This is a genomic window from Tautonia sp. JC769, from assembly GCF_040717455.1.
Classification (GTDB): Bacteria; Planctomycetota; Planctomycetia; order Isosphaerales; family Isosphaeraceae; genus Tautonia.
Window position 1 is genome coordinate 1 of the sequence record NZ_JBFEFH010000003.1, and the last position, 26,159, is coordinate 26,159.

Genomic DNA, 26,159 nt, shown 5'->3' on the forward strand with positions numbered 1-26,159 from the left:
TTCCTGAAATGATCGTGAAAATCGGCAGGCTTAATTGCGGAAATCCGGGAGAACTTCCCAAAACGGTGCGGGGCGAGGGTGGGGACGGGACGGAGAGTCGTCGGGCCTGATCGAGGACGGGAGGTGACGGGGACGGCGGATCTGGGTCGTGATGCGTCGGGCGGGATCGGCCCGGGTGCTTCGGTCGAAAACGGTGAGCTAGGGTTGGGGGTGCGTGCCTCGGGGCGAGTGCGCCGCGAGCGGGCTTCGAGGCGCGGTGCTCGATCGCGAGGCCCCGTGCCGGTCTTGCCCGGCGGGCGATGGCCACCGATTTTCGACAGGAATAGCGCCACGATGACCTCCCTTTCTTGCTCCCGGCGATGGCTGGGGATCGGCCGACCGACGACGATGGCCCCGTGGTCGAGGCTCCCCTCGCGGCCCCGATGGCGGGACCGGGGGCGGCTTGGGCGACGGCGTCGCGGGAAAGGGTGGACGCCGGGGATGGAGGGGCTGGAGCGGCGCGAGGTCCCGGCGACCTTCCAGGTCCAGGACGTCGCCGATTTGATCGCCAGCATCAACGCCGCGAACGCGAACGGGGACGAGCGGAACGTCATCGAGCTGGGGCCGGGGACGTACACGTTGACCGAGGCGCAGGACAACTGGTTCGGGCCGAACGGCCTGCCGACGATCACCAGCGACCTGACGATCGTCGGGAATGGGGCCGTGATCACCTGTGCCCCGACGCAATATGACGAGTTCTTCCGGATCTTCTGCGTCTCGGGCGGTCCGGGGCTGGGCGGGCTGCCCCTGGGGTCGCTGACGCTGGAGGGCCTGACGCTCAGCGGGGGAGTCGCCCAGGGGGGCGACAGCGGCACCGGGGGGGGAGGCATGGGGGCCGGCGGGGCGATCTTCAACATGGGGACGGTCAACCTCGTCGGGGTGACGATCGCGGGGAACTCGGCGATCGGGGGGAGCAGCGACGGCTCGGTCTCGACCTCCGGCGGCGGGATCGGCGAGGATTCGCAGTCGGACGGCGGGGGAGGGTTCGGTCCGCTGTTCACCCCCGGCTCGAACGGCGGCGCGGGCGGCCTGAACGGGCCCGACGGCGCGGGGGGCGGGGGTGGGTTCTCGGCCGCGGGAGGGTCGGCGCCCGGGGAGAGCGGCGGGGGGGGAGGCGCGGGGGGCGGGCTGAGCCAGCTCGGCGGGGCGGGGGGTAACAGCCCGCGATACAACGACCCGGGCGGGGCGGGGGGCGACGGCGGCGGGGGAGGCGCCGGAGCGTTTCCGTACTCGTTGTCGTACGGGGGGGACTTCGGCCAGGGGGGGATGTACTCGGGGCCCTTCTACACGGGGGTCAACCGGATCTTCTTCTACGGCGGGGGCGGCGGGGGGGTCGGCGGCGGAGGCGCGGGGGGCGGTGTCTTCACCGACATGCACAAGGGGAAGGACACCGGGGGCGGCGGCGGCGGGTTCGGCGGCGGCGGGGGCGCCGGCAATGGGGCCGGGGGTTGGGGAGGGTTCGGCGGCGGCGGCGGGGGCGGATACGGGCACGGCGGCTACGGCGGCGGATCCGGATCGGGCACGACCGGCGGCGGGGGGGCCGGCATGGGCGGGGCCATCTTCAACCTGTACGGCAGCGTCAGCATGGTCAACAGCACCCTGACGCAGAACTCGGCCGTCGGCGGGGGGGGCATGGGGTATTCCGGCAGCGGGCTCGGCGGCGCGGTGTTCAACCTGAACGGGACGTTGACCATCGTGAACTCGACGCTGGCGAACAATGCCCTCGGATTCTATGGGTCCTCCTCGGGGGATGGGCAGTTGAACGGCGCCGCGGTCTACAGCCTGACCTTCGGCTTCCTGCCGACGGGTGAGCCGACCAGCTCGGCCGTGAACGTCGGCAACAGCATCCTGGCCGCGACGAGCACGAGCGCGATCGCCCCGATCGTGTCGTACGGCATCACCGGTCCGTCGACCATCAACGCGATCGGCCCGAACCTGGCGACGAAGGTTCCGGACCTCTCGGCGATGGACCTCTCGGCGAGGAGGGCGGCGCGATCGGCCGCCGTGGGGGGATCGACCCTGTTCTCGACCGGATCGGCGGCCGGGAGCTTCGTCGGGGTCCCATTCACGATCGGCAGGCCATGGCTGGCCCCCCTGCGGTCGAACGGCGGTCTGGTCCCGACGATGCGATTGCTGCGGGGGAGCCGGGCCATCGACGCCGGCGACCCGGGCCTCACCGCGCGGGACGGATTGGCCCTCGACGCTCGGGGGGACGGATTCCAACGCTGGATCGGCCGGTCGGTCGACCTGGGGGCGTTCGAGTACCAGCCGCCGACCACCTCGACCACCCTCGCGATCGGCCCCGACGCCGGCCCGACCGGGGCGGGTGCCGGCGATCGGCTGACGGCCCGGGTGATCGGGGTCGCGCCGGGGTCGAATATCCCCCGGGGCTTCGTGATCTTCCGGGCCGGCCGGGCCCTGCTCGGCCGAGCACCGCTGGTCGACGGCGTGGCGAGCCTCTCGGTTCCGACCCGGCATATCCAGGGTCGCCCGGTCATCGCGCGGTACGTGGGGGCGATCGAGGGGCGATTCGACTTCGCGCCGAGCGTCTCGGACGTCGTCTGGCGGCATCGGGTCGGGGCGAGGGGCCGATGATCGATGATTGGTCCGGCACGCGGACGCCAGGGTGAAGGAGAAGGGGACGATCGAGATCCTCGGTTCACGGGCGGGAGCGGGCCGAGGTAGGCCGCCGAGGGGGATGACCGGGCTGAGCCGAGGGATCGCGGAACATGTAGGCCTTGGGGATGCTCGACGCGGGGGGAGGGGCGGCGCGGTCGGTGAGGAAGCGGCCGAGGATGAAGTGGCGGACGGCGCGATACGGGCGGCGGACGAGGCTGTGGAGGATGAGGATGGCCCCCTTGCGTCGGGCGGAGGAGAGCTCGGCGTCGGTGAAGTCCTCGGGGCGCTGGCGGCGGTGGAGCTTGCGGAGGTGGTAGCGGTCGACGCGCTGGAGGTAGGAGACGATCGGGCGGCCGAGCCATCGGGGGAACAGTTCGAGGGCGATCTGCAGGTCGATGATGGCGGGGGAGCCGTCGGGGAGGACCAGGACGTTCTCGGGCTTCGAGAGGTCGTTGTGCGAGACGCCGCGGCGGTGGATGGCGTCGAGGATCCGGAAGAGGCGGGGGAAGTAGTCGGCGTCGACGCGGCGGCGCTGGCCGCGGAAGAACTCGCGGAGGTTGACGCCGTCGAGGTACTCGCGGACCAGGCCGTTCGGGCCGAACGATTCGAGGAACGCGGGGACGCCGTCGACCCCGGCGAGGCGTCGGAGGTAGTGGCGCTCGCGGTGGGCGAGATAGCGGCCGAGCAGGGAGAGCGGGGGGAGCCACCAGGGGTCGGTGTGGTAGATCTTCAGGAGGATCTGGGCCGGATTCGGGGAGTCGTCGGCGACGCGGCGGTAGAGGCCGGTGACGGCGTAGAAGTCGGACTTGAGGGTTTTTTCCAGGGCGTAGGCCTCGCCGCCCAGGAGCGTCGCCGAGTCGGGCAAGGCCTGTCCGCGGAGTGATCGGTAGCGGACCCAGTCGGCGTCGGGCATGGGATTCGGCCTCTCCTTCGGCTCGGTCAGACTCCTTCTGTTGAGGAATATCGTCCGACCGGGCAAAAAGGTCCAGAGAACGTGGGGGAGATTCCGGGCGAGAGGGGGGGGAACGGTGGGGGATGGGAGGGGCATTGTGCGCAGGGACGCGGAGGTGCGGAAGAGAGGATGGGAGGAGTGGGGAGGGGCGTCGGGATCGGACGACCTGTCCGGGTTCTCCGCGACTCGACGTCTCCGCGGGAGGTCGCTTCCCCCGCCGTCGGGGGTTGGATTCCGCGTCGAGGGCTGGATTGACGGTCGGGGGGGCGGGTGTTAGGGTCTGGGGACCTCTCTCAGCCCTTAGAAGGCGGCGATGATCGCCCATGAATCGCAGAGTGACCGACGCGGGACCGTTTGATCGGTATGAGCGGAACGGATTCGACGAGATGTTCGCCGAAGACGGTCGGCCGCGCTTGCATTACGATGCGCTTTACAATCGCCTGGCGACCCTGAGCGCCGAGGACATGGAGTCGCGGCACCACATGGCCGACCTGGTCATGAGGCGCCAGGGGATCACCTTCACGGTCTACGGCCGGGGCGAGGGGCTGGAGCAGATCATCCCGTTCGACCCGATCCCCCGATTGATTTCGAGCGAGGAGTGGGAGACCCTGGAGCGCGGGCTGGAGCAGCGGGTCCGGGCGCTCAACGCGTTCGTGCACGACGTGTATCACGACCGCCTGATCTTGAAGGATCGGGTGGTGCCGGCCGAGCTGGTGGTGGGGGCGTCGGGGTATCAGCGGGAATGCGTCGGGTTGCGTGTGCCGCGCGACATTTATATTCATATCAGCGGGATCGACCTGATCCGTGACGAGTCCGGCCGCTTTTTGGTGCTGGAGGACAACGCGAGGACGCCGTCGGGCGTCAGCTATGTGTTGAACAACCGGCACGTGATGAAGCAGGTCTTCCCGTTCCTGTTCCAGCAATACAACGTCCGGCCGATCGACGACTACCCGGCGAATTTGCTGGCGACCTTGCGGGCGATCGACCCGAGCGGCCGGGACGACCCGACCGTCGCGGTGATGACGCCGGGGGTGTACAACTCGGCCTACTTCGAGCACAGCTTCCTGGCCCGGCAGATGGGGGTCGAGCTGGTCGAGGGGCGCGACCTGTTCTTCGACGGCGGGTTCGTGTACATGAGGACGACCCGGGGGCCGAGGCGGGTGGACGTGCTCTATCGCCGGGTGGACGATCGGTCGCTCGACCCCTTGGCGTTCGACCGGAACAGCGTGCTGGGGGTGCCGGGGCTATATGGGGCCTTGCGGGCCGGGAATCTGGGCCTGGCCAATGCGCTCGGCACGGGGGTCTGCGACGACAAGGCGATCTACCCGTTCGTGCCCGAGTTCGTGCGGTATTACTTGCGGGAGGAGCCGATCCTGGCGAACGTGGAGACGTTCCGCCTGACCGAGCCGTCGCAGCGGCAGCACGTGCTGGCGAACCTGGAGAAGCTGGTGGTCAAGGCGGTGGACGGGTCGGGGGGTTACGGCATGCTGATCGGCCCGAACTCGACGAAGGCGCAACGCGACGAGTTCGCCCGGAAGATCGAGGCCGACCCGAGGCGGTTCATCGCCCAGCCGACGATCAGCCTGAGCCAGCACCCGACCTTCGTCGACGGTCGGCTGGAGGGGCGGCACATCGACCTGCGGCCGTTCGTACTCTTCGGCGACCAGGTGAGGGTCCTGCCCGGCGGCCTGACGCGGGTGGCCTTGCCGAAGGGGAGCCTGGTGGTGAACAGCTCGCAGGGAGGCGGGACGAAGGATACGTGGGTCTTGCGGGGGGAACCTCCGGAATCGATCAAGGGTCCCGCTGAGCTTCAAGGGGACGAACGCTAATGCTCAGCCGGGTTGCCGAGAACTTGTACTGGATCAGCCGCTATCTGGAGCGGGTCGAGAGCGTCGCGCGCTTGCTCGACGACAGCTTCCAACTGGAGCTGGACGCCGCGGGTTTGCATGCGGCGGCGCTGGGAGAGCGGCCGGTGGAGAGCGTGCTCTCGATCCTCGGCTGCAAGGAGCTGTTTCGCCAGCGGCACCCGAACGGGGGCCGGGCCGAGGTCCTGAAGTTCCTGACGTTCGAGCGCGAGCACGCCGACTCGATGCTGTCGATGATCGGCCGGGCCCGCGAGAACGCGAGGGGGACGCAGGAGACGTTGAGCGCGGAGGTCTGGGGACAAATCAATCGTTTGTATCTGTACCTTTGTGGAAGGCCGGCGCGCAGGAGGTATCGGACCAGCCCGTCGCGGTTCTTCGAGGGGATCAAGCGGTCGTGCATCCTGTACACGGGGCTGGTGGAATCGACCCTGCCGAGGTCGGAGGTCTATCACTTCCTCCAGTTCGGCCGGTATCTGGAGCGGGTGATGCAGTTGAGCCGGATCCTGGGGGTGAAGGTCCAGGCGCTCCGGCAGGTGGAACCCCTCGCGGCGGGGTCGCTGCGAGTCGTATACTCGACCAGTCTCCTGCAAAGTTGCTCGGCGTACGACGCATACATCCGGCAGGCGCATGAGCAGATCGATCCGTTGGGGGCGGTCGGCTACCTGATGCTTGACCCCGATTTCCCCAGGTCGATGCGGTTCGGGGTCGATCGGGCCTGCGGGGCGCTCCGGGCGATCTCGGGGGGGGATGAGCACGGGTTCGCGACCGAGGCGGAACGCCTGCTCGGCCGATTGGGGAGCGACCTGAGGTTCCTCGACCTGGACGAGGTGGTTCATCGCGGGCTGGATTCGTTCTTGAACGAGGTGCTGACGACCTGTCATCGGGTGGCGCACGAGGTCCACCAGACCTATTTCCTGGCGTGAGTGCGGGCGATTGGGGCGATCGCGGGCGCCGGGCGACGGCACGCGATCGGGTTCGACGCGTCGATCATTGTGCGGAGGCGGTTGGCGATGTTGCTGCGGATCAATCACGAGACGCGCCTGACCTACTCCGAGCCGGTGTCGGAGACGATCTTCGAGGTGCGGATGGCGCCGCAGTCGGACGAGGACCAGACGGTGCTCGGCTACCGCTTGCGGATCAGCCCGAGGGGCCCGGTGACGACCTTCCGGGACGGGTTCGGCAACCGGGTCGATCTGTTCAACCTGACGGCGCCGTATCGCGAGCTGGTCCTGCACGCGACGAGCTACGTGAGGACGCACCGGAGGCTCGGCGTGGCCGGCTTGGCGGGGGTGCCCTGGCCCGGCCGCGGGCCGATGCCCTCCGAGGCGTTGGAGTTCCTATTGCCGAGCCAGCAGGTGGCGCACACGCCGGAGGTTGACGCCTTCGTCCGAGGATTGCCCGAACCGCAAGGGACGCTGGCGGACGTGACCCGGATGGTGATGGAGGCGGTCGATCGGCGGATGGCCTACCAGAAGGAGGCCACGACGGCGTTGACGAGCGTGGAGGAGGCGCTCTTGCTCGGCCGGGGGGTCTGCCAGGACTTCGCCCATTTGTACATCGCCGCGTGCCGAGGATTGGGATTGCCCGCGCGTTACGTGAGCGGATATGTGCATCAGACGGGGGAAATGGCCACGCATGCCTGGTGCCAGGTCTGGGCCGGGGAGCCGTCGGGCTGGGTGGACGTGGACCCGACGCACGGGGTATATCCGGAAGATGATCATGTGGTCACGGCGATCGGCCGCGATTACGCCGACGTGCCGCCGAACCGGGGGATCTTCCGGGGGCAGGCCGAGGAGTCGATCCACGTGATGGTGACGGTCGAGCCGGTCCACCGGATCCCGCCGCAGTGGCAGGAGTGGGGCACCCCCCTGCCCTTGAACGACGGGTCGAAGGGCTCGGGGGGCGGGGAAGGGTCGTCGTCGCGGTCGTCCCCCCGGCGTGGGAAGTCGCTGGGGCTGGGGCATCGGCCCGACATGCCGCCGGGCCTGCGTCAGCAGCAAGGCCAGCAGCAGCAGTGACGCCTCGGCCTGGGCGGCGCCGGATCGACGGCCGAGCGACGCGGACGTATTGAGTATTGAGCATCGAGTATTGAGTGAGGAGCCCCGATCGTGCCGAGCCGACACGCCGAGTTCACCCGGACCACGAAGGAGACCGACATCCGGCTGGGCCTGGACCTGGACGGGACCGGGCAGGCGACGATCGCGACGGGGATCGGGTTCCTCGACCACATGCTGGAGGGCTTCGCGCGGCACGGGGCGTGTGACCTGACGGTCTCGTGTGCCGGCGACCTGCACGTCGACGACCACCACTCGGCCGAGGACGTGGGGATTTGCCTGGGGATGGCGATCGACCGGGCGCTCGGCGACCGCTCGGGCATCCGGCGCTACGGGCACGCGATCTTGCCGATGGATGAAGCCCTGGTGCTGTGTGCCATCGACCTGGGGGGCCGCCCGTATTTCGCCTGGGAGGCGGCGATGCCGACGGCCAAGGTCGGGACGTTCGACACGGAGCTGGTGCCCGAGTTCTGGCGGTCGGTGGCGACGCTCGGGCGCATGAATCTGCACGTGAGGGTGCTAGCAGGTTCGAATACGCATCACGTGATCGAGGCGATCTTCAAGGGGCTCGCCCGGGCGCTCCGCGACGCCTGGGAGGCGGACCCGAGGTGCGGCGGGGTGCCGTCGACGAAGGGGAGCCTCTGACGCAAGGCGAACCGCACGCTCCCCCGTCTCGGATGAGCGGGACTCAGGGCCGGGCTGGGCGTCGAACGCGAGGACCCCTCACCCCGACGTCGGGGAGAGGGTGGCAGAGTTCGCTCGTCCGAAGGGGGACGGAACGGTCAATCTGAGAGCGCTCAGGAGAGTTGCTTGACGATGATCCGGGAGCCCTGGACGTCGACGACCTGGATCAGGCTGTCCTGCTCGATGAAGTTGCGCTCGGCGGTGACCTCGGCGATGATCTCGCCGAAGCGGGCGCGGCCACTCGGGCGGAGGACGGTGGTGGTGCGGCCGGTCTCGCCCAGGAGGAAGGCGAAGGGGGACTCGGGCTCGAAGACGTCCTTCTCGACGTCGGTGCCGGAGAAGCTGAAGGGGTCGGACTTGAGGATCAGCTTGTCGAACAGCGGCAACGACGGGAAGAAGCGGCCGAGCAGGACCGCGCCGACGACGACCGCGGCGATCGAGACCATCAGCAAAATGAGGGTCCGGCTGAGCTGGCGGTACTGGAAGTCCTCGGTCGGGATGATGAAGCTGTGGCTGGCCATCACCACGCTGAAGAGGATGAGGAAGACGCCGCTCATGCCGAAGACGCCGAACCCGGGGAAGACGAAGAGTTCGAGCGCCAGGCAGAGCAGGCCGACCATGAAGAGGATGATCTCCAGGCCGTCGGCCGTGCCGCCAAGGTAGCGGCTCCAGAAGAAGAGGAGGAAGGCGAGGCAGGCCGTGATCGCGGGCAGGCCGATGCCGGGCAGCTTCATCTCGACGACGAGCATGAAGAAGCCGACGAAGAGCAGGAGGCCGCTCATGAACGGGGTGTTGAGCACGCCGACGAGCGAGTCGACCCAGGACGGGCCGCGGAGGCGGACCAGGTCGTCCCCCAGGCCGTAGAGCGCGGAGAACTCCTCGTCGCTGGCCAGGACGGTGCGGGCGAGGTCGAATTTCTGGGCGTTGGCGGCGGTGACGGTCAGCAGCTCGTCGCCGAGCACGAGGGTCCCCTGCTCGATGTAGCGGTCGGGGTCGGCCTGGATCGCCTCGCGGTCGACGAGGGTGACGGCGGCGGTCTGGGTGTCGATCGCCTCGACCACCTCGACATCGGGCCTGACGAGCGCCCGGGCGACGGCGGTGGGGTAGCCCTTCTGGTCGGCGAGGGCGGCGAGCCGGTCGGCCAGGACCTCGCGGTCGCGGTCGCCGAGCGGCTCGACCTTGCCGCCGCCGGTGACCGTGGCGTCGATCTTGCCGAGCTTGCCGTCGTCGTGGAAGACGATCTCGTCGCAGGCGAGGGCCAGGAGCGAGCCGACGCCGAGGGCGCGGTCGCGGACGTAGGCGACGGTCTTGACGGTCTCGAGGCGGAGGATGCGCTGGGCGAGCTCGTCGGCCGGCTGGATCTGGCCGCCGGGGGTGTCGAGCTGGAAGACGATCAGATTGGCGCCTGATTTCTCGGCCCGGGCGATCTGGCGGCTGATGAACGACTCCTGGATGCCGTCGATGGGCCGGGCGACCTGGATCCAGACGGGTCGGAGCGTGTCGGCCCCGAGGGCGGTGGAATCGGTGATGCGGTCGAGGTCGTAGATGCGGGCGAGCTGGCCGCGATCGGCGGCGAAGCTGCGGACGATCCCCTCGCTCCGGGCGGCCTCGGCGGCGAGCTTGCCCCGGGCGCCGGCCTGCCAGACCGGCTCGGTCGAGAGGACGGCGTTCTCGGTCTCGAACTGGGGGAGGCGCGAGCGGAGGACGTAGTCGGTCCGGCCGTCGGCGGTACGCACCCGGAGCAACTCGTTGGACGGGTCGAGCATGCCGACGATGAGGTCGGGGGGGCGGCCCTTGGTCCTGGCGAGGGTCTCGGCGAAGCCGATGAGCCCCTGGTTCACCTCCTCGCCGGCGGGGGTGATCGGCCCGAGCGAGGCGGAGGGGCCGAGGACGATCTCGTCGCAGGCGAGGGCGACGAAGAGGGCGTAGCCGGAGAGCGGCTCGGGCACGTAGGCGACCGTCTTCTCGGCCCGTGAGAGTTTCTGGGCGATGAAGTCGGCGACCTGGATGCAGATTCCGTAGTCGCTGGTGCCGGGGCGGATCTCGAAGACGAGGATCGGCTCCGCGCCCCGGGCGGTCGCCGATCGGACCACGGTCTCGACGGCGCTCCTGAGGCGATCGGCCCGGGCGGTGTCGATCGGCTGCTCGACCTGGAAGAAATGCCCGGGCGTCTGCTCGCGATCGACCGCCTGGCCGATCGCGGCCGAGGCGACGCCGAGGACGCCAGCGACCAGGGCGATCGGCAGGGTCATCCGGGAGGACCGCGACCGATCAGGCGAGAGCACTCTCATAGACGCCGGACTCCCCCGATGCTCAGGCTCCATCGACACGATCGGGCGACCGATCCGACCCGGCCCATCCCGTCCGAGACGGGCCGCCCCCGACGAGGGCCGAGCGGGCAGCGATCGGGTCGATTGAGCGAGCGAGCGAACCACGGGTCACCCGCCAAGGGCGAAGACGATCCGTCACGATTGACGCCGTTCGGAAGTCCAGGGCGTCTCGGTTGAGGTGATTATAGGCCGCCCGTCGAGGGGGAGTCAAACCTGCAACGCCCGGCGGACGGGCCTCGGGATCCGGTCGCAAGCCGGGAGGATTCTCGCGCATCGATCGCAAGGGGGCGAGAGGGCGCCGCGTGGCGACGCCCCGATCGTTCGGACGGTGCGCCTTTGCTGCGTCGCGGGAGGTCACCGGTGCGACAAACGGGGCCGGGCGGGGACTGAGGACTTTCGGGGAGGGTTCGGGCATCGTATTCTGACCCGCGATCGCGTGGCGAATGGTCGGGATCGGCGGCGCCGGGATCGGATCGAGTCGGATTGAATGGAGATGGGACGGCCGGTGCGGGCTGCCTCGGTCCTGGACGCTTCGGGCCGGGCCGAGCGGGCCGCGATCGGGTCCTTTCCGGGGGAGACGGCGTGATGGATCGTCGCCAGTGGCTTCAATGCTCCGCAGCGATGGCGGGGGTCTCGGTGACCGGCGGGGCCGTCGGGATCGGCCGGAGCGATGATCGGCCCGAAGGGGCCCTGGAGATCGGGTCGCGTCGAGAGTTGTTCATCGATCGATTTCTGGTCGACCGGCTGGGGGGGGCCGCCTCGTTCGCACTGGCCAGGCCGCGAGACGAGGGGGTCGCGCTGGCCTTCGATCGCCCCTGGGAAGGGGCCTTCTGCGGCTATGCGACGGTCTTGCAGGACGACGGGCGGTATCGCCTGTATTACCGGGGGCTGCCGAAGTCGGGGAGGGACGGCAGCGCCGACGAGGTGACCTGCTACGCGGAATCGACCGACGGCCGGTCCTGGGATCGGCCGGAGCTGGGGCTGTTCGCGTACGAAGGGAGCCGGGCGAACAACCTGGTGCTGGCCGACCAGGCCCCCTTCTCGCACAATTTCTGCCCGATGATCGACCCGAGGCCGGGGGTCGCCGCCGACGCCCGCTACAAGGCCCTGGCCGGGACCGGCAGGACGGGGCTCTGGGCGTTTACTTCGCCCGATGGCCTGCGGTGGGATCGGGTCGGCGAGGGGCCGGTGATCTCGGACGGGGCGTTCGACTCGCAGAACGTGCCCTGCTGGTCGGAGCACGAGGGGCGATATCTGTGCTACTTCCGGGTCTTCAAGGACGGATTCCGGAGGGTCGCGCGGACGACCTCGGCGGATTTCCTGGACTGGAACGGGCCGGAGTTGATGACGTACGACGACGACCGGCCGATTGAACATCTCTACACAAATCAGACAAGCCCCTACTTCCGCGCCCCGCACCTGAACGTGGGGATCGCGGCGCGGTTCATGCCGGGGCGTCGGGTGATCTCGGCGGAACAGGCCGAGGAGATCGGGGTCGACCCCGGATACTTCAACGACTGCTCGGATGCGGTTTTGCTGACCACTCGGGGCGGATCGGTGTACGACCGGACGTTCATGGAGGGGTTCCTGGTGCCGGGGATCGGGCCGGAGAACTGGGTGTCACGGACGAACTACCCGGCCCTGAACGTGGTGCAGACGGGCGAGGACGAGATGTCCTTCTACGCCAATCAGAACTACGGGCAGCCGACGGCGCACCTGAGGCGCTATTCCCTGCGGCTCGACGGGTTCGCGAGCATCCGGGCGGGCTACGACGGCGGCGAGGTGATCACGAGGCCGATGATCGCGGACGGGGACGCGCTGCTCCTGAACTTCGAGACGTCGGCCGCCGGCGGGATCCGGGTCGAGGTGCAGGACGCCGAGGGGGCCCCCCTGCCCGGCTTCGCGCTCGACGACGCGGTGGAGACGATCGGCAACGAGATCGAGCGGCCGGTCTTCTGGGAGGGCGGTTCCGACGTGTCGTCGCTGGCAGGCCGGCCGATCCGGCTGCGATTCGTGTTGAAGGACGCGGCGGTGTACGCCTTGCGATTCCGAGGGCGGGCCTGAGGGACGAGGAGACGACCGTGACGATTGTCGAGCTTGAGGTCTGCCCGCTGGTGGGCGCGACCGTGGACGGGGGCTGGCCGCAAGGGCACGAGCCGCAGGAGAACCTGCATACCCTGGTGATTCTCCGGGCCGAGGGCGGGCTGGAGGGGGTCGGGAGCTGTTTCACGTCGGGGGCATTGGTGTCGGGGGCGGTCGAATTGCTCTGGCCGATGCTCAAGGGGCAGTCGGCGGCGGAGCCGGAGCGGGTGTCGGAGACGCTCCGGCAGTCGAGCTTCTGGCAGGGGCGGGGCGGGTCGGTCGAGCACGCGATCAGCGGGATCGACCTGGCCCTGTGGGACCTGATGGGGAAGATCTGCGGCCAGCCGGTGTCTCGGCTGCTGGGGGGAGACTACCGGCGTTCGATCAAGCCGTATGGATCGATCCTGTTTGATGAGCCGGAGCCCTTGCGGAAGACGCTGGCCGACGTGGTGGGCCGGGGATTCCGGGCCATCAAGCTGGGATGGCGCCCGTTCGGGCGTCGGGACCGGGGCTTCGACGAGCTGCTCGTGAAGACGGCCCGCAAGGAGGTCGGGGACGAGGTTGACCTGATGGTCGACGCGGGGGGGAGCGAGCAGTTCTGGCCGCACGGCGTGAACTGGGCGCGGAACACGGCGGAGATGCTGGCCGACTACAACATCGTCTGGTTCGAGGAACCGCTGCCGCCGGACGACATCGACGGGTATGCCGAATTGACGAGGGTCTCGCCGGTGCCGATCGCCGGGGGGGAGGTGCTGACGAGGCGGCAGGCGTTCGTCCCCTGGATCGAGCGGCGGGCGGTCGACATCCTCCAGCCCGACTGCACGAAGAATGGGGGCCTGACCGAGTCGAGGCGGATTGCCTGGCTGGCGAGCGAGCACAACGTGCAGGTGGTGCCGCACGGCTGGAACACGGCCGTGGGCCTGGCGGCGGACCTGCAATTCTCGGCCTCGATCCCGGTGGCGCGTTACGTCGAATATCTGACGCCGTGCGCTTATCTGGATGCGATCACGGTCGAGCCGTTCCGGATCGACGACCGGGGCCACCTGGAGATCCCGACGGCGCCGGGGCTGGGGATCGAGCTGGACCCGGATGCCTTGAAGCGGTTCTCGCCGACGAGGAAGGTGTTCCGATGACGGCGTCGCGGTCGCCGGAAAGGGCAAACGCATGAGTACCCGATCGGTCGTGATGCCGGAGGCGCTGGACCTGGAATCGCCGGGGCGCCGAGATTACTGGGTGGCGCTGGAACACGACACGATGTGGGGGGTGCAGATGATCCCCCTGACCGTGTTCGTGGGGCCCCGCGCGGAGGCGGTCAAGGGGCTGGTGGCGTTCGGGTCGACGCACGGGAATGAGTACGAGGGGCCCTCGGCGATCAAGGGGTTGCTGGGGGAGATCGACCCGAAGCGGGTGCAGGGGCGGATCATCCTGGTGCCGGTGCTCAACCCCGAGGCGTTCCGGACGGGGACGAGGGACAGCGTCGGGGCCGACGGGGTGAACCTGAACCGGGCCTTCGTGGAGGGGGCGGGGCATGGCGCGCCGCTCGGGGGGATCACCCACCGGATCGCGAAGTTCGTCCGGGATCGAATCTGGCCCCATGTGCATGTGGTGCTCGATTTGCATTCGGGGGGCCAGCAGATTCGGTTCGACCCGTGCGCGAGCTTCCACCCGATCGACGACCCGGAGCAGGCGAGGGCGACGGCCGAGACGGCCCGTTGGTTCGGGACGCCGCTGATCATGGTCTATCAGAACCGGACGCCGGGCTTGCTGACGAGCGAGGCGGAGCGGCTCGGGAAGATCACGGTGGGGACGGAACTGGGCTGGGGCGAGGCGGTGCTGTCGCAGGGGGTCCGCTACGGACGGCAGGGGGTGCTGGCGGCGGCGATCCACCACGGGCAGCTTGAAGGGGAGATCGAGCCGATCGACCACCACGCGAGCGGGGCGCAGAAGTGCGCGGCGATCGTGGACTTCGAGTGCTACGTGCCCGCGCCGTTCTCGGGCCATTATGAAGAAGTGTTGCGGTGTGGGACCCGGGTGAGACGCGGGGATCTGGTGGGTCGGCTGCACGACTTCGCCCGGATCGACGAGCCGGCCTGGCCGGTCGAGGCGCCTCTGGACGGGATCGTGGTGGGGCAGGCGTGGGGTGCTCGGGTGCGGCAGGGGCAATTCATCTGCTGCGTGGGCGTCGAGCAGCCCTGGTGACGGGGAGGGGTCGGTCCATGAGCACTGACGATCGGATGCGTCCCACGAATGTGCGCTGGGGCGTGTTCGCGATGGCGTGCGGGATGTCGTTCCTCCTGTACCTGCACCGCTATACCTGGAACATCATCGGGCCGGAGTTGCAGGAGTCGTACGGGTTCTCGAACACGCAGGCGGGGTTCCTGTTCTCGTTGTTCTATTACACGTACGCGGCGGGGCAGATCCCGAGCGGAGTGATCGTGGATCGGTTCGGCCCGCACCGGTTCCTGGTGGCGAGCGTGGTGGGCTGGTCGATCTCGCTGGCGGCGCTGGGGCAGACCGGGTGGCTCTGGCTCCTGGGGGGCTGGCGATTGCTGTTCGGGGCGACGCAGGCGGGGTGCTATCCGGCGTTGACGAAGGTGACGCGCAACTGGTTCCCGGCCGCCCGCCGGACGGTCTTGCAGGGGTGGATCGCCACCACGTTCGGGCGGTCGGGGGGCGCGCTCTCGCCGATCCTGCTGGGGACGGTGTTGATGGGCTGGTGGGGCCTGTCGTGGCAGTCGGCCTTGCTGGTGCTGGGGGGGATCGGGGTCGTCTATGCGGTGGTCTTCGCCGCGTTCTTCCGGAATACGCCGGAGGAGCACCCCGGGGTCAACGACGCCGAGCGCGCGTTGATCGAGGCGGGGCCGCGCGGCCGGGCGTCGACCGATCGGGCGGTCCTGCCCGCGGGCCGGGCGCTCCGGAGCCGGAGCATGCGATTCTTCGTGCTCCAGCAGTTCCTCGACGCCGGGTCGGACGTGGTGTTCGTGGCGTTGATCGGGACGTACTTCCTGCGGGCGCGCGGCTTCGACATCGGCCAGACGGGGTGGCTGGCGAGCCTGCCGCTCTGGGGAGGTGCGCTGGGCGGGATCGCCGGGGGATGGCTCAACGACCGCTTGATCGCCCAGACGGGCAATCGCCGATGGTCGCGGAGCGGGGTCGGCTTCTCGGGCAAGGTGATCGGCTGCGTGATGCTGGCCCTGGTGGTCGGGCAGTCGAGCGGGGTGGCGGCGGCCTGGGTCCTGATGGTGGCCAAGTTCTTCAGCGACTGGAGCCAGCCGACGGTCTGGGGGACCTGCACCGACCTGGGGGGGCGGTTCAGCGCGACCGTCTTCAGCATCATCAACACGGCCGGCACGCTGGGGGGGGTGGTCATGCCGATCGTCTTCGGCCTCGTGCTCGACGCCTTCACCACCGAGGCGACGGGGCCGGAGGGGGCGGCCGTGACCACCGACTGGGGCCCGTTGTTCTTCGTGCTGGCGGCCATGTATCTCGGCAGCGGCCTCTGCTGGCTCCTGATCGACTGCACGCAGTCGCTCGATCCGGAGGAGTGAACCCGTTTTTTCCCACAACCGTCCACACGGACGACGGAGATGAAACACGATGTCCCGATCGGCGACGGAATACCGCTACAACCGCCTGACCTGGCCGGAGATCAACGAGGCGATCGCGCAGGAGAAGCTGATCATCCTGCCCACCGGGTCGACCGAGCAGCACGGCCATCATCTGCCCCTGGACGTGGATCTGTTCCTGTGCGAATCGGTCTGCCTGGAGGTCGGCAAGCGGGCGGCCGATCGGGTCCTGGTCTTGCCGCCGATCTCCTACGGCCTGAACCTGCACCACATCGACTTCCCGGGGACGATCCACATCGAGCCGGATGTGTTCATCAACTTCTGCCTCAATATCACCAAGAGCGTGGCGTATCACGGATTCAAGAAGATCCTGATCGTCAATGGGCACGGGTCGAACGCCCCGCTGATCGACCTGATCGCGCGGAAGACGGTGCTGGAGACGGAGTCGCTCTGCTTCGCGACCACGTATTTCTGGTTCCTGATGGAGGCGTTCGAGAAGGTCAGGGAGTCGAAGGTGGTGGCGCATGCCGACGAATTCGAGACGTCGCTCTACTTGCACCTGGCGGGGGACCGGGTGCAGATGGACAAGGCGGTCGAGGACAATGACCGGATGGGCCGATATGTGAGCAGCGACAGCACGATGAATTACTTCGTGCGGTTCAACGACTACTGGGGCCGCTGGACGAAGACCGGGGTGCACGGCGACCCGACCAAGGCGACCGCGGAGAAGGGGAAGATCATCTTCGAGGCCGCGGTGGACGGGCTGGTCGGCCTGGTGGACGAGCTGCGCGCGTGGCCGATCGAGCGGAGGGCCGACATGCACACCCACCCCGTCCAGTCGCAGATCCGCTGGACCTGACCGGAACCAGGCGGTTCGGATGGGTTCCCGTCGCGAAGTCTGGTACAATCAATGTTGAATCTCTCCGGCTTGTGTTCGCGCGTGCCCCCGATCACCGGTTCGCCCAGCGGAAGAACTCGCGATGGATATCCTGAGAACGATTGCCTGGGTCTGCCTCCTGGTGCTGTGCGGCCGGCAGGCGCACGCGGGGCTCGATGACCGGGCGGGGGCCGACTTCTTCGAGTCGACCATCCGCCCGATGCTGGTCGAGCATTGCCTTTCCTGCCACGGGGAGGAGAAGCCGAAGGGGGGGCTGTCGCTGACGAGCCGGCAGGCGATGCTGATGGGGGGGCATTCGGGGCCGGCGGCGGAGCCGGGGAAACCGGGCGAGAGTTTCCTGATCGAGGTGCTCCGGTACGATTCGGAACCGAGGATGCCGCCGAAGGGGAAGCTCTCGGACCGCGAGATCGAGGCGATGACGCGATGGGTCGAGCTGGGCATGCCCTGGCCCGAGAGCCCGGAGCCGACGACCACCGCGACGCCCGGTCAGGCACCTTCCGAATCGCTCGGATCCCTGGAAGACGCCGTGGCGGCCCACTGGGCATTCCAGCCGGTCCGGGCGGTGACGCCCCCCGAGATCCGCAACCCGGGGCTGGCCCGCACGCCGATCGATCACTTCATCCTGAAGCGGCTCGAGGACGAGGGGTTGGCGCCGGCCCCCGAGGCGGACCGGCGGACGTTGATCCGGCGGCTCTCGGTCCACCTGACCGGGCTCCCGCCGAGTGCGGCGGAGGTCGAGGCGTTCGAGCGGGACGACGCGCCCGGGGCGTACGACCGCCTGGTCGACCGGCTGCTCGATTCTCCCCGGTTCGGCGAGCACTGGGCGAGGCAGTGGCTCGACCTCGCGCGCTACTCCGACACGAAAGGGTATGTGTATGCCCGCGAGGAGGCGTCGTGGATTCATGCCCGGACGTATCGGGACTGGGTGATCCGGGCGATCAACGAGGACTTGCCGTACGACCGGTTCCTGACGCTTCAGGTCGCCGCCGATCAGGTGGCCGACGACCCGAGCGACCTGGCGGCGATGGGATTCCTGACCCTGGGGCGGCGGTTCCTCGGGGTCAAGCACGACATCATCGACGACCGGATCGACGTGGTGACGCGGGGCATGCTGGGGATGACCGTGGCGTGTGCTCGCTGTCACGATCACAAGTATGATCCGATCCCGACGGCCGACTATTACGCGCTCTACGGCGTCTTCCGCAACAGCGCCGAGGCGGTCGTCCCGGCGTTCGACGCATCGGCACACCCGGGCTCGAGCAATGCGTTCGAGGAGGGGTTGCGGGAGCGTCGGGCCGCGCTCGAAGATCGGCTGGCGGGCGAGCGGGCGGAGGCGGCGGATCGGGTCCGGGCACGGGTGACGGAGTACCTGCTCGCGCAGCTGGCGCTGGGAAAGTACCCGGACGAGGCGTTCAGTCAGATCCTGACGGCGGAGGATCTCATCCCGGCATCGGTCCATCGGTGGCAGGAGACCCTCGATCGGGCGGCGATCACGGGGGATCCGATCTTCAAGCCCTGGCATGACTATATGAACCTGCCCGCGGCCGAATTCGAGGGGCGTGCCCGGGCGATTTCCGGGGCACTCGCCGAGGGCGGGGCTGGTCGGGTGAATGGGAGGGTCGCCCGGGCGTTCGAGACGGGCCCCGCCGATCGGGCCGAGGTGGCCAGGCGTTACGGGGAGCTGTTCGAGGGCGTGATCGCGGACTGGGAGGAGCGACTGGCCAGGGCGGAGGAGCGAGGATCGGCGCGGCCGGCGGGGCTGGACGACCCCGACTCGGAGGCGATCCGGCGGGTGCTCTACGGCCCCGACTCTCCCTGCGAGGTGCCCGACGAGTCGCTGGTGAATATCGAGTTCTTCTTCCCGACGCAGACGACCTCGGAGCTGTGGAACCTGCAAGGGGAGGTCGATCGCTGGTTGCTGCGATCGGACAAGGCGCCCCCGTTCGCGACGATCCTGGAGGACCGGGACGCGATGATCGAGCCCCGGATCTTCCGGAGGGGGAACTCGGCGAGCCCGGGAGAGGTGGTCCCCAGGCGGTTCCTGCAGGCGATCGCGGGGACGGATGCCGAGCCGTTCGTGCATGGCAGCGGTCGGCGGGAGCTGGCTCAAGCGATCGTCGACCCGTCGAATCCGTTGACGGCGAGGGTCGCGGTCAATCGGGTCTGGATGGGCTACTTCGGCGAGGGCCTGGTCCGATCGCCGGGAGACTTCGGCACCCGGGCCGAGCCGCCCAGTCATCCCGAGTTGCTCGACTGGCTCGCGTCGCGATTCGTGGCAGGGGGCTGGAACGTGAAGGATTTGCATCGGCAGATCGTCCGGTCGGCGACGTTCCGGCAGTCGGCGAGGGGGCCGAGCGATCCCGAGTTGGCGGCCCGGGCCGAGCGGGTCGATCCCGAGAACCGGCTCCTCTGGAAGATGCCGCTGCACCGCCTGACGTTCGAGGAGTTGCGCGACGCCATGCTGAGCGTCTCGGGGGCGCTGGACGATCGGATCGGGGGGGCGGCCGAACCCTTGTTCTCGCCGCCGTTCTCGACCCGGAGGACGGTGTACGGCAGGGTCGATCGGGAGGACTTGCCGAGCATCCTCCGGGTGTTCGACTTCGCCAATCCGGATCTGCTCATCCCCCAACGCTCGGAGACGACGGTGCCCCAGCAGGCGCTCTTCTTCCTGAACCATCCGTTCCTGCTGGATCGGGCGAGGGAGTTGGCCCATCACCCGGACGTGCTGGGGGCCGGCGGCGGGGCGGAGCGGGTGCGACGACTGTACCGCAGGATCTATCAGCGCGACCCGACGGCGGCGCAGGTCGAGGCCGCCCTGGCCCTGGTGCGGGCGGCCGAGGCGGGGGAGGCGGCGGAGGATCGGTCGCGCACCTCGGACGATTGGCAATACGGGTACGGGACGCTCGACGAGGAGTCGGGGCGGGTGGCGGGGTTCCGGCCGCTCCCCTTCTTCTCCGGAGGCGCGTGGCAAGGGGGTTCGTCGTGGCCGGACGGCGAGCTGGGATGGCTCCAGCTCACGGCGGAGGGGGGCCATCCGGGGAACGACCGTGATCATGCCGTGATCCGTCGATGGGTCGCCCCGAGAGGGATGAACGTCCGGGTCGAGTCGACCTTGATCCACGAGGTGGCGCAGGGCGACGGGATTCGGGGGTTCGTCACGGGCAGTCGCGCGGGGCTGCTGGCGAGGGCCGAGGTCCTGAACGACCGTGCCCGGCTCGACGCGGAGGACGTCTCGGTCGGGCCCGGCGATACGATTGACTTCGTGGTGGATCTGCGGGATTCGCTCAACAGCAACCAGTTCCTCTGGTCTCCCGTCGTGACCGAAGTGTCGGGCCTGGAGCCGACGACCTGGGACGCGCAGGATGATTTTTCCGGGAGGGGTGTCGAGCGCCTCGGACCCTGGGAACAATTGGCGCAGGTGCTGTTGATGGCCAACGAATTCTCGTTCGTGGAATGATCGTGCTCGGCCGCGAACCCTGGGAGCGAGTCTGATGAATCATCCGGAGCAGGATCGACCGCAACTGACCCGACGCGCCCTGCTGGCCCGATCGGGCCTGGGGCTGGGGGCACTCGGGGCGCTGGGGGTGCTGGCGGATTCGGGGTCGCTGGGCGCCGCGCCTCGCGGCGCGGAGTCGGGGAGCCTGGCGCCCAGGCCGCCGCATTTCGCGGGCAAGGCGAAGCGGGTGATCCACTTCTTCCTGAACGGCGGCCCCTCGCATGTGGATACGTTTGACCCGAAGCCGAGTCTGAGGAAATATGCCGGGCAGGCGCTCCCGGAGACGCTCCTGACCGAGCGGAAGACGGGGGCGGCGTTCCCCTCCCCCTTCCGGTTCCGGCGCCATGGCGAGAGCGGGATCGAGGTGAGCGAGCTGTTCTCCGAGACGGCGAGGCACATCGACGACATCGCCGTGATCCGATCGATGTACGCCCAGGTGCCGAACCATGAACCGTCGCTGATGCTGATGAACTGCGGCGATTCGGTCCAGTCGCGGCCGAGCGTCGGCTCGTGGGTGATGTACGGCCTGGGGACCGAGAATCAGAACCTGCCCGGATTCCTCGCCCTCTGCCCCGGGGGCTACCCGATCAAGGGGGTCGAGAACTGGCAGGCGGGGTTCCTGCCGGGCGGGTATCAAGGGACCTACATCGACTCGAAGCACCAGACGATCGACCGATTGATCGAGAACATCGAGCACCCGCACGTCGCGACCGAGGCCCAGCGGAGGCAGCTCGATCTGCTCGGATTGCTCAACGCCGAGCATCAGCAGACGCTGGATGACAGCCGGCTCGATGCGCGGATCCAGTCGTTCGAGCTCGCCTTCCGGATGCAGATGGAGGCGGCCGAGGCGTTCGACCTGTCGAGCGAGCCGACGCACATCCGGGCCCTCTACGGGGAGGGGGTGCACGGCCGGCAGACGCTGATCGCCCGGCGGTTGGTCGAGCGCGGCGTTCGGTACGTGCAGCTCTGGCACGGCGCAGGCCAGCCCTGGGACAATCACGACCAGATCGAGGCCAACCACCGCCGGCTCGCGGGCGAGATCGACCGCCCGATCGCCGCGCTGCTGACCGACCTGAAGGCCCGGGGACTCCTGGACGAGACGCTCGTGCTCTGGGGTGGGGAGTTCGGCCGGACCCCGACCGTGGAGTTGACGGCCGACGGGAAGTCGATGCAAGGGCGCGACCACAACCACTACGGGTTCAGCGTCTGGATGGCCGGCGGGGGGATCAAGGGGGGGACGACCTTCGGGTCGACCGATGAGTTCGGGTTCCGGGCCGAGCGTGACCCGGTGAGCGTCCACGACCTGCACGCGACGATGCTGCACCTGCTCGGGTTCGATCACGAGCGGCTGACCTTCCGCTACGCCGGTCGGGACTTCCGGCTGACGGACGTCCACGGGCGCGTGCTGCACGAGATCGTCGCCTGACCGGGGGCCCGTCGCCGGCGAGGGGGCTCGAAGGCAAGGACGCGAGCGTCGAGGCGCGACCGGGCGGGACGTCCCCGAGGGGGTGTCGTCTCGTCGCGATGCGTCGCTGCGCGATGTTCAGGCGTGCGGCGCACGCGGACACCCCGCAGACTCACGCAAGGGGAGGGCGAGCGGGGCGGTTGCGAAGGGGCTTGAATGGGAGTGAAGCGGAGAGGGTGGGATTCGAACCCACGGTACGGTTTGACCCGTACACGGCATTTCCAGTGCCGCACCTTCGACCACTCGGTCACCTCTCCCTGATCTAACTGCTTCGGAACAGGTTACTTGCGTTGGATGGATTTGTAAAGACGTCCTGCGGCCGATTCCGCAAAAATCGCGGCCCCTCGGGCCGGTCCCGGTCGGCGATGGGCACGAGTGTACGATACGCGGGCGATCGGGGGCAAGGGGAAGGGCTCGAATCGAACGGGCCGGGTGGGCGGGGGGCGTCCCGCCCGGTTCCCTCGCTTTTCCGGGCAGTTCATGTATCCTGGAAGCAGAGGACGAATTGGACGACTGGTCAACGTCCAGATCGGCCCGTCGGCGTGGGTCGGCCGGTCTGCCGTCGGAAGAGACCTCCCCATGTTTCGAGAGGCGCGTTCTCGGTCCCGGAGTTACGGGATCGCGGTGGGAGCCGCACTGGTCGCCCTGCTGGTGAGCCTGGCGTTGAGGCCGGTGACAGGGGCGTATCAGGTGACCGGCCTGTTCCTGCTGGCGGTCGCCGGGGTGTCTCGGCTCGGGGGCGTCGGGCCCTCGATGCTGACCCTGGTGCTGGGGGCGGTGGCGAGCGTCGGCGTCGCGCTCGGCGCCGGTGTGCCACCCGGGGCGAGCGGGGCGGCGTTCGGGGTCGACCTGCTCGTTTATGGGGCGGTCGGGTCCTCGCTGGTGCTCCTGGGCGGCGGCCGGGCGCGGAGGAGGTCGCGGGACCGATCGCCCGATCGGATCGACCTGGACTGGGAGGGGCGTGAGCAGCGGGGCGAGGCCTCGGCCCCCCAGGTCAGCGCCCGGCGCTTCCGGCTGCTGGCCGACACGATGCCGCAGATCCTCTGGGCCGCCCGGTCGGACGGCGTGGTCGAGTCGTTCAACGGGCGCTGGTACGAGTATACGGGGATGAATGCCGAGGAGGCGCTCTCGCGCGAGGGATGGCTCACGGCGGTCCATCCGGAGGACGAGCCCCGGATTCGGTCGCTCCGAGAGCGGGCGTTCGGCCAGGGGGATCTGCTCGAGGCGGAGGTCCGGCTGCGACGACACGACGCGACGTACCGCTGGCATTTGGTCCGCTCGGTGCCGGTCCGGGACGAGTCGGGGAGGTTGATGCAACGGTTCGGCACGGCCACCGACATCGACGACCGCAAGCAGACCGAGGAGCGGCTGCGGGGCAGCGAGGAGCGGCTCCGGCTGGCGCTCCAGGCGGCCAGGATGGGGACCTGGTCCCTGGAGATCGGCGGCGATCGAATCGAGTGGTCCGAGAACGTGGATGAGGTGCTGGGTGTCCCCCGGGGGGCGGTCGGCGGCTCGGTCGAGGGGTTCTGCCGCCTGATCCACCCGGAGGACCGGGAACGGGTCGAGTCGGCCGTGGACCGGGCCGTCGTCGAGCGATCGGGGGACGAGATCGAGTTCCGGGTGATCCGGCCGGACGGCTCGGTCGGCTGGCTGCTCGGCAAGGGGAATGTCGAGTCGGAGGCGGCCGGCGGGCCGGCCCGGCTGCTCGGGCTGGTGATGGACATCACGGGGCGGAAGGAGGCGGAGCGGGAGCGATCGGCCTTGCTCTCGAGGCTGACGACGCTGGTCGACAACACGCCGCTGGGCGTGATCGAGTGGGATGCGCGGTTCGTCGTGACCCGGTGGTCGGGGCAGGCGGAGAAGCTGTTCGGCTGGACCGCGGCCGAGGTCCTCGGCAAGCGGATCGACGAGATCCCGCTCCTGTTCGAGGACCGCGAGCAGGTCGAGGGGATCCGGGACCGGCTGCTCGACCCGGCCAGCCGGTTCGTCGTGGCCCAGAACCGCAACCGGAGCCGAGCGGGCGACGAGCGGTCGTGCGAGTGGTACAACTCGGTGCTGCACGACGAGTCGGGCCGGATGGTGGCGGTGCTCTCGCTGGTGCTCGACGTGACCGAACGCCGCCGGATCGAGGAGCGGCTGCGATCGGAGCGGGAGCGGGTGCAGCTGGTGGCCGACGCGGTCCCGGCGCTGATGTCTTATATTGACAAATATGCATACTATGCGATGAACAACCGCTCCTACGAGACCTGGTTCGCGGTCCGCAGGGAGGATGCCCTCGGGAAGCACATGAGGGACGTGCTGGGCGAGAACGCCTGGGAGACGCTCATTCCCCATGTCGAGGCGGTGCTGACGGGGAAGGTGGTCAATTACGAGGCGGAGGTCCCGTACCGGGAGGGCGGGACGCGCTGGATCAACGCCACCTATATCCCGGACGTGGGGGAGGGAGGAGAGGTCCGGGGATTCGTGGCGCACGTGACCGACATCACCGAGCGGCACCAGCGCGAGGAGCAGTTGCGCGAGAGCGAGGCGCGGTTTCGGCAACTGGCCGAGGCCATGCCCCAGATCGTCTGGGTCACCGACCGGGAGGGGAAGGTCACCTACCTGAGCCGACATTGGGAGGCCTACACGGGGACCTCGATCGAACAGGGGATGGGGGACCGATGGATCGATTGCGTCCACCCGGACGACCGCCCGGCATTGCTCCGGACGTGGCACGCATCGATCCGGGAGGGGTCGCCCTATCGGGCGGAATATCGCCTGAGGGACCGGGACGGGGTCGACCGATGGCACATGGATCTCGGGGTCCCGGTCTACGACGCGACGGGCCGGGTACTGCGCTGGTATGGCAGCATCACGGACATCGACGAGCCGAAGCGGCTGGCCGAGGCGCTGCAGGACGCCGACCGGCGCAAGGATGAGTTCCTGGCGACCCTGGCGCACGAGCTCCGCAATCCCCTCGCCCCGATCCGGCACGCGGTCGCCTTGCTGAGGAGGCAAGGGCCTCCCGATCCGGAATTGATGGCCCACCGCGACGTGATCGACCGCCAGATCGCCAACATGGCCCGGCTGCTCGACGACCTGCTCGACGTGTCCCGGATCACCCGGAACAAGCTGGAACTCCGCCGCGAACGCATCGACTTGCAGGCGATCGTCCGGATGGCCGTGGAGACGAGCCGGCCGCTGATCGAGGTGGGCGGTCATGCCCTGGTCGTCGACGTGCCGCCCGGGCCGATCATGCTGGACGCCGACCCGACCCGGCTGTCGCAGGTGATCGCGAACCTGCTGAACAACGCCGCGAAGTACTCGGACTCGTCCGGGACGATCACGCTGAGCGCCCGAGAGGGGGACGGGGGGGTGGAGGTTTCCGTCCGGGACACGGGCATCGGGATCGACGAGGAACACCTGGGCCGGATCTTCGAGATCTTCTCGCAGGTCGAGCCGGCCTTGCACCGGTCGCAGGGGGGGCTCGGCATCGGCCTGGCCCTGGTGAAGGGCCTGGTCCACCTGCACGGCGGCTCGGTCGAGGCGAGGAGCGACGGGGTGGGGACCGGCAGCGAGTTCCTCATCCATCTGCCGGTCGCCGGCCCCCTGGAATCGCCCCGTCCCGCGGTCGCCCCCGAGGAGCCGGGGGACTTCGCGTTCGCCCGCCTGCTGCTGGTGGATGACCATCAGGATGCGGCCCGGACGCTCGGGAAGTTGCTCACGCTGTCAGGGCTCGAGGTGCAACTGGCGTACGATGGGGCGTCGGCGATCGAGCGCGTCGCGACATTCCAGCCGGAAGTCGTCGTCCTCGACATCGGGCTGCCCGACATGGATGGTTACGAGGTGGCCCGCCGGATCCGCAAGCAGCCGGGGGGACCGGCCCGGACGTTGATCGCCCTGACGGGATGGGGGCAGGAGTCTGACCGCCTCCGGTCGCTCGAAGCCGGGTTCGACACCCACCTGGTCAAGCCCGTGGACCCGGAGGAGCTGATCGCCCTGCTGCATCGGGTGAGCCCGAAGCCCCTCTCCGCGTGACGAGGGCCCGGGATCGAAGACTCCCGGGGACGAGGCGGCGGTTCGTGCTCGACCATGCCGAGGGGAGGACGGGCGTCAGGCCGGCTCGCGCC

General features: G+C 69.1%; 15 protein-coding genes and 1 tRNA gene. 13 read left to right on the forward strand and 3 right to left on the reverse strand.

Going from position 1 to position 26,159, the window contains the following annotated elements:
- Window positions 1-333: 333 nt before the first annotated feature.
- On the forward strand, window positions 334-2,634 hold the full coding sequence (locus AB1L88_RS04110) for a choice-of-anchor Q domain-containing protein (protein WP_367095362.1): 2,301 nt from the start codon (window positions 334-336) through the stop codon (window positions 2,632-2,634).
- Window positions 2,635-2,698: 64 nt separating this feature from the next.
- Here AB1L88_RS04110 and AB1L88_RS04115 read toward each other — a convergent pair whose 3' ends face one another.
- Window positions 2,699-3,571 (reverse strand): hypothetical protein, encoded by an 873-nt coding sequence (locus AB1L88_RS04115; RefSeq protein ID WP_367095363.1) that lies wholly within the window; start codon window positions 3,569-3,571, stop codon window positions 2,699-2,701.
- A 362-nt stretch (window positions 3,572-3,933) separates the two neighbouring features.
- Between AB1L88_RS04115 and AB1L88_RS04120 the strand changes: the two genes are divergently transcribed.
- From AB1L88_RS04120 to hisB, 4 genes are all read left to right on the forward strand, one after another.
- A complete protein-coding gene (locus tag AB1L88_RS04120) occupies window positions 3,934-5,439 on the forward strand; it encodes a circularly permuted type 2 ATP-grasp protein (protein ID WP_367095364.1) in 1,506 nt (501 codons plus the stop codon).
- Window positions 5,439-6,398, forward strand: a complete 960-nt coding sequence (locus AB1L88_RS04125) for an alpha-E domain-containing protein (RefSeq protein ID WP_367095365.1) — start codon at window positions 5,439-5,441, stop codon at window positions 6,396-6,398. The genes AB1L88_RS04120 and AB1L88_RS04125 overlap by 1 nt, the downstream gene beginning before the upstream one ends.
- A gap of 87 nt (window positions 6,399-6,485) precedes the next feature.
- Window positions 6,486-7,493, forward strand: coding sequence for a transglutaminase family protein (locus tag AB1L88_RS04130; RefSeq protein ID WP_367095366.1), 1,008 nt, complete (start codon window positions 6,486-6,488; stop codon window positions 7,491-7,493).
- Window positions 7,494-7,580: 87 nt separating this feature from the next.
- Complete coding sequence (gene hisB / locus AB1L88_RS04135) at window positions 7,581-8,174, forward strand: imidazoleglycerol-phosphate dehydratase HisB (RefSeq protein ID WP_367095621.1); 594 nt, start codon at window positions 7,581-7,583, stop codon at window positions 8,172-8,174.
- Window positions 8,175-8,326: 152 nt separating this feature from the next.
- On the opposite strand, the gene AB1L88_RS04140 is transcribed toward hisB, so the two are convergent.
- Entirely contained in the window at window positions 8,327-10,504 is a 2,178-nt protein-coding gene (locus AB1L88_RS04140) for a serine protease (protein WP_367095367.1), read from the reverse strand.
- 624 nt (window positions 10,505-11,128) lie between these two features.
- Between AB1L88_RS04140 and AB1L88_RS04145 the strand changes: the two genes are divergently transcribed.
- From AB1L88_RS04145 to AB1L88_RS04175, 7 genes are all read left to right on the forward strand, one after another.
- Window positions 11,129-12,607, forward strand: coding sequence for a hypothetical protein (locus tag AB1L88_RS04145; RefSeq protein ID WP_367095368.1), 1,479 nt, complete (start codon window positions 11,129-11,131; stop codon window positions 12,605-12,607).
- A gap of 17 nt (window positions 12,608-12,624) precedes the next feature.
- Window positions 12,625-13,758: a mandelate racemase/muconate lactonizing enzyme family protein gene (locus AB1L88_RS04150; RefSeq protein WP_367095369.1), complete on the forward strand. Its 1,134-nt coding sequence runs from the start codon at window positions 12,625-12,627 to the stop codon at window positions 13,756-13,758.
- Between the two features lie 31 nt (window positions 13,759-13,789).
- Window positions 13,790-14,824 carry a succinylglutamate desuccinylase/aspartoacylase family protein gene (locus AB1L88_RS04155; RefSeq protein WP_367095370.1) on the forward strand — a complete coding sequence of 345 codons (1,035 nt, stop codon included), beginning with the start codon at window positions 13,790-13,792 and terminating at the stop codon, window positions 14,822-14,824.
- A 17-nt stretch (window positions 14,825-14,841) separates the two neighbouring features.
- A complete protein-coding gene (locus AB1L88_RS04160) occupies window positions 14,842-16,173 on the forward strand; it encodes an MFS transporter (RefSeq protein WP_367095371.1) in 1,332 nt (443 codons plus the stop codon).
- Between the two features lie 49 nt (window positions 16,174-16,222).
- Window positions 16,223-17,050 carry a creatininase family protein gene (locus tag AB1L88_RS04165; RefSeq protein WP_367095372.1) on the forward strand — a complete coding sequence of 276 codons (828 nt, stop codon included), beginning with the start codon at window positions 16,223-16,225 and terminating at the stop codon, window positions 17,048-17,050.
- A gap of 121 nt (window positions 17,051-17,171) precedes the next feature.
- Entirely contained in the window at window positions 17,172-20,546 is a 3,375-nt protein-coding gene (locus AB1L88_RS04170; RefSeq protein WP_367095373.1) for a PSD1 and planctomycete cytochrome C domain-containing protein, read from the forward strand.
- 34 nt (window positions 20,547-20,580) lie between these two features.
- Window positions 20,581-22,011, forward strand: coding sequence for a DUF1501 domain-containing protein (locus AB1L88_RS04175; RefSeq protein WP_367095374.1), 1,431 nt, complete (start codon window positions 20,581-20,583; stop codon window positions 22,009-22,011).
- Between the two features lie 207 nt (window positions 22,012-22,218).
- Here the strand turns inward: AB1L88_RS04175 and AB1L88_RS04180 are convergent.
- Window positions 22,219-22,307: transfer RNA gene (locus tag AB1L88_RS04180), tRNA-Ser, on the reverse strand.
- Between the two features lie 367 nt (window positions 22,308-22,674).
- On the opposite strand from AB1L88_RS04180, the gene AB1L88_RS04185 reads away from it, so the two are divergent.
- On the forward strand, window positions 22,675-26,067 hold the full coding sequence (locus AB1L88_RS04185) for a PAS domain S-box protein (protein ID WP_367095375.1): 3,393 nt from the start codon (window positions 22,675-22,677) through the stop codon (window positions 26,065-26,067).
- The last annotated feature ends 92 nt before the right edge of the window (window positions 26,068-26,159 follow it).